A 4,296-nucleotide genomic window follows, 5' to 3' on the forward strand; every position below is an offset into this window, starting at 1 on the left:
AAGATTATGCTTAGTGGGTAGCGGTAAGAAATCGTTTGTTTAGCCATCCAGGTTTTACTTAAAACATTAGCAAAGTTCAATTAAGGCTAATTCCTACTTATTTGAACTAGTATAATTAATCCCACCCATCATTAAACTTTCCTAAACCCCCCAATTAGTTTAAATAAAGAGCCGTTTAAATATACCTTCATACCACCTGAAAAGTTTAGCTCTTTCCAAAATGTGTATTCTGTAATGAGTGCAGATAACATTTTGGAAAGTCTATTTAAAGGTTTTATCACAATTACAATCAATAGCATAATTGATGATATCCAGCTTATATATTTAATCCTTTATTTAACTTTGGTTTCATACATATCCAAGTATATTTTCCACCGGGGAAATGTACAATATCAAAAACTATGAACTCGTACCCTAGTCTTGTTCGCGTATAGTTCTCTTTAAAAAATGTTTCAAAGTAATTGATTTGTTTCTCATCCAATCCAGTAAATTCATTAAACTCTAGGTCGTCATTTAGAATGATTTTTTCTCCTATTCTGGGAAGTGTTTCAAATTCAACGGAGTTGTCCATATCAACATAGTCTCCTTCAAAGTATATATGGCGGCTGTTTTCATTATGAAATAAGAGTTTTGTTTCCATAACTTCTTTAGGTTTTAATTAGGGAATTGTAACGAGTTAAGATAAAAAGCAAATAAACCCTTCATTGATGTTATTTAGTGAAGGCTAAGCAACTTAATTAAAGCCATTAACCGACACCCATAATTTACATTTGTAAAAGATTGAGAATTTATGGGATAGTACTACTTTTAGTAGTGCACTGTCCTCTAATTAATTCGAATACCAAACATTCATACTTTCTAAATTATTTCGTATTACTGTATTGTTCAATAGTGTTCCTCCGAGTGAAAATCCGTGTTTACTAAAGGTAATGTTCAAACCATAGGAAGTAGCCCTAACTAAGGAATAAATGGTTTTATACTCACTCATGTCCATATCTCTTTTGATTTCTTGAACAAGATAATAAGATAGGTTCTGTCCTTTATAATCAGGATGTGTTGCGAAATCGACGATTTCTACATTGGATTCTTCATTATGAATTTTAATGATGGCAGTAACAAGCAGTTCCTCCTCCTGAAAAAGGCCGTAAAACTCATGGTTTTGCTCTACAAGTTCCAAAAGATACTCTGCTGTGTTTATGGGAAACGAGTGCGATTTAAATGCTATCTCGTGTAAATGAACCATGGCGAATAAATCATTCTTGTTAAGCTTACGAACGTACAGATTACTGGGTAGTTCAAAATGGGCATCCTCAAGAGAACTATTGGCGGCTAAAGCAATGGTTTTTACTGATTCTATGGTCTTTAGTTCCTGCTCGCTACAAGAACCGCGCTCTTTTTCAAGATAATCGGCTAAAAAATACCCTGCTTTTTCTCCGTTGTACAATCCGGGTATTTTTGCCTCAATCTCATATCCATTTGATTGAAAAACTTTTATTGCTTCTTCAGGCACCCGGCCTAAAATTTTATCATAACTTTTCTTTTTGGCCAGGTCTTTCATCTTGGGGATAAGCTCATCCCAATTGTTTTGCTCCACCTGCATCAAATACAAGCGACTATGTGTATCACCATGTTGTAGCATAGCCCCTTCTATCTGTTCTACTGTATCGTATGAATCTCCAATTTGCATCGTCTATATTCTATTTTTAATAAAGTTTGATATTATCCATACTACTATTCTCTAATTTGACCATTGCCATAAACGTAGTACTTATTGGATACCAGCTCATTTAAGCCCAAAGGCCCTCGATGGTGTAACTTATCTGTACTTATGGCCAATTCTGCGCCTACGCCCATTTGACCACCATCTGTAAATCGGGTAGAAGCGTTTTGATATACCACCGCACAATCCACTTGTTCCATGAATTTTTTTGCGGCCTCTTTATCAGTAGTCATTATCGTTGCCGAATGACCACCTGAATTTGCATTTATCTTTTCAATGGCATCTGGTAAAGAATCAACGGCGCCAATACAACATTTCATGGCCAAAAATTCCTCTTCCCAAACGGATTCCTCGGAAATAAGGGGCTCTTCCCTTAAAACTTCCTTCACATAGCCATCTACTAAAATAGATATGCCATTGTTTTTTAGAATGTGGCCCAAATCGGTCATTTTTTCATGGAAGTTATCAATATCCGTACTGACCAATACTTTATCCAATGCGTTGCAGGCCGATATTTTATCCGTTTTTGCATTTAGAATGACCTCTATACTTTTTTCCCAATTCGCATGTTGATCTACATATAGGAAATTATTGCCCCTCCCACTTACTAAAACGGCACAGTTCGCATGCTCTTTTACAAAAGCTATCAGGCGTTCGCCGCCTCTTGGTACAATAAGGTCCAATTTTTCCGGAGGATTTTTCAAAAACTCCTGTGTTTCCTCCCTGTTCATAGTTAGGAGTTGTATATAATCGGTAGGCAAATCATTTTCCAACAACGCCTGATGCCAAAAGCTTACAAGAACTTTATTACTGTAAAGGGCTTCCTTACCTCCCTTTAAAAGGATTTTATTATTTGCTTTAAAAGCAAGAACAGCAGCTTCTATAGTCACATCTGGTCGGGATTCGTATATGATCAAAATGGTACCAAAGGGTGCCGTTTTGTTAATGATTTTTAGACCGTTTTGCAATTCCTTAGTGCTGATTTCCTTATTAACTGGATCGTTTTGGGAACGAACTTCTCTAACTGCCCGTATCATTTCTTCGATTTTTTTGTGGTTTACCACTAATCGCTCGTACATGGCTTGATCATCATTGTTGAAGTGATCAAGGTCTTTAACGTTCGCTTCCAACAATAGTGTACGGTTCTTATTCAAAATCTTCACCATACATCCCAAAACGTTATTTTTTGTTTTCTCCGATAATATTTTCATGCTATGTATTTATTTGTTCAAGGGCTACTCTTGTGCCCACATTTTTTCCTTCGATAATATCTATGATCGTGTGATCTTTTTTCCCGTTGGCAATAAAAGTAGGAATGCGTTCTGCAGCGGCCTGCTGAGCATAATTCAATTTAGAGCCCATACCGCCCCTACCGTCTTCTGCTTGTTTATTGTTGTCCTCAATGTATTTGTCCAGATTTTCCTCGGGGTCAACATATGGTACAAGGTTACTTTTCTCGTCGGTAGGATTACCCGTATACAGTCCGTCGATATCGGTCAAAATAATAAGCTTGTCCGCATTCATCAATTGTGCTATCAAACTAGCCAATTCGTCGTTATCGGAGAACATGGACATAGTAACCGATACCGCATCATCTTCATTGGCAATTGGGATTACCCCTTCCGAAAGAAGACCCTCACAACAGTTTATCATATTCTGACGGTGTACCCCTGGACTAAAATCTCGCTTTGTCGGGAGCACTTGGGCACACTTCATGCCGTAATCTTGGAAGATATTGTAGTACAACCGCATCATTCTTGGCTGCCCAATAGCGGAATATACCTGTCTTCTTTGGGTCTTGTCCTTGATGTTCGATTTACCCATAACCTCTTTGCCCGCAATAACGGAACCTGATGATACCAATATTGTGACAATTCCGCGTTCGTACAGTTCCGCTATTTGTTTTACCAATGTTCTAAGAACGGGTCTCACTATTCTGTTATCCTTATTGGTCATTACATTGGTGCCGACCTTAATGACAATCAGTTCTTTATACATATTCTTTCTCCTTTCCCAGTTCAACGGCCCTGTTAAAAGCAGCAAAAGCGGCTTCTTTTATCAATTCCCCTACATTATTGTTATCCATAGAGTCCAAAGCCGCACGTGTGGTACCACCTTTGCTCGCTACCTTTTCCATCCAAGAATTAGGAGATAGGTTATTTTGATTGAATAGTTCTATTGCTCCCGTAAAAGTCTGGCTAACCAAAACTTTGGAAACATTTTCTGAAAACCCCATCTGCAATGCTGCTTCCATCATGCTTTGCATAAAGTAAAACACATAGGCTGGGCCACTACCCGATATGCCAGTAGAGGCATCGATATAGTTTTCGTCGCTTACCAGTACAGATTTCCCTGTGGTATCCAATAAGCTTCCTATAGTCAATAATTCTATTCTGGAAACTTCAGGTGAAGTGTAGGCTTCCCCATAAGTAGGACAGTTAATAATTCGAATTTACTAACTTTAAATTCAAACTGTCATCATGAAAAGCAGCAAGTTTAGCGAGAGCCAGATTATTAAAGCTCTAAAGGAAAATGAACAAGGAAGGTCGGTAGGAGATGTATCGAGAGAGTTAGGT

5 protein-coding genes and 1 pseudogene are annotated in these 4,296 nt (G+C 37.8%); 1 reads left to right on the forward strand and 5 read right to left on the reverse strand.

The window, feature by feature from the left end; all coding sequences use genetic code 11:
* Window positions 1-316: 316 nt before the first annotated feature.
* The 5 genes and pseudogenes from ES765_RS21205 to ES765_RS21225 form a co-directional block, all read right to left on the reverse strand.
* Window positions 317-640 (reverse strand): hypothetical protein, encoded by a 324-nt coding sequence (locus ES765_RS21205; RefSeq protein WP_138116491.1) that lies wholly within the window; start codon window positions 638-640, stop codon window positions 317-319.
* 189 nt (window positions 641-829) lie between these two features.
* Window positions 830-1,687, reverse strand: coding sequence for a putative beta-lysine N-acetyltransferase (gene ablB / locus ES765_RS21210; RefSeq protein WP_138116493.1), 858 nt, complete (start codon window positions 1,685-1,687; stop codon window positions 830-832).
* 44 nt (window positions 1,688-1,731) lie between these two features.
* On the reverse strand, window positions 1,732-2,931 hold the full coding sequence (locus ES765_RS21215; RefSeq protein ID WP_138116495.1) for a glutamate-5-semialdehyde dehydrogenase: 1,200 nt from the start codon (window positions 2,929-2,931) through the stop codon (window positions 1,732-1,734).
* Window position 2,932: 1 nt separating this feature from the next.
* A complete protein-coding gene (proB, locus tag ES765_RS21220; RefSeq protein WP_138116497.1) occupies window positions 2,933-3,718 on the reverse strand; it encodes a glutamate 5-kinase in 786 nt (261 codons plus the stop codon).
* Window positions 3,711-4,133: pseudogene (locus ES765_RS21225) on the reverse strand (pyrroline-5-carboxylate reductase family protein); the annotation flags it as partial. The gene proB and the pseudogene ES765_RS21225, both read right to left, overlap by 8 nt.
* 67 nt (window positions 4,134-4,200) lie before the next feature.
* Between ES765_RS21225 and ES765_RS23080 the strand changes: the two are divergent.
* A partial coding sequence (locus ES765_RS23080) for a transposase (RefSeq protein WP_171017281.1) occupies window positions 4,201-4,296 on the forward strand: 96 nt, incomplete at its 3' end.

This window comes from Maribacter sp. ACAM166 (assembly GCF_005771495.1).
Taxonomy (GTDB): Bacteria; Bacteroidota; Bacteroidia; order Flavobacteriales; family Flavobacteriaceae; genus Maribacter.

What these genes read in the sequence shown, in the direction of transcription:
- ES765_RS21205 (WP_138116491.1), bottom strand. Translation starts at nt 640, where the DNA reads ATGGAAACAAAACTCTTATTTCATAATGAAAACAGCCGCCATATATAC.
- ES765_RS21215 (WP_138116495.1), bottom strand. Translation starts at nt 2,931, where the DNA reads ATGAAAATATTATCGGAGAAAACAAAAAATAACGTTTTGGGATGTATG.
- ablB (WP_138116493.1), bottom strand. Translation starts at nt 1,687, where the DNA reads ATGCAAATTGGAGATTCATACGATACAGTAGAACAGATAGAAGGGGCT.
- proB (WP_138116497.1), bottom strand. Translation starts at nt 3,718, where the DNA reads ATGTATAAAGAACTGATTGTCATTAAGGTCGGCACCAATGTAATGACC.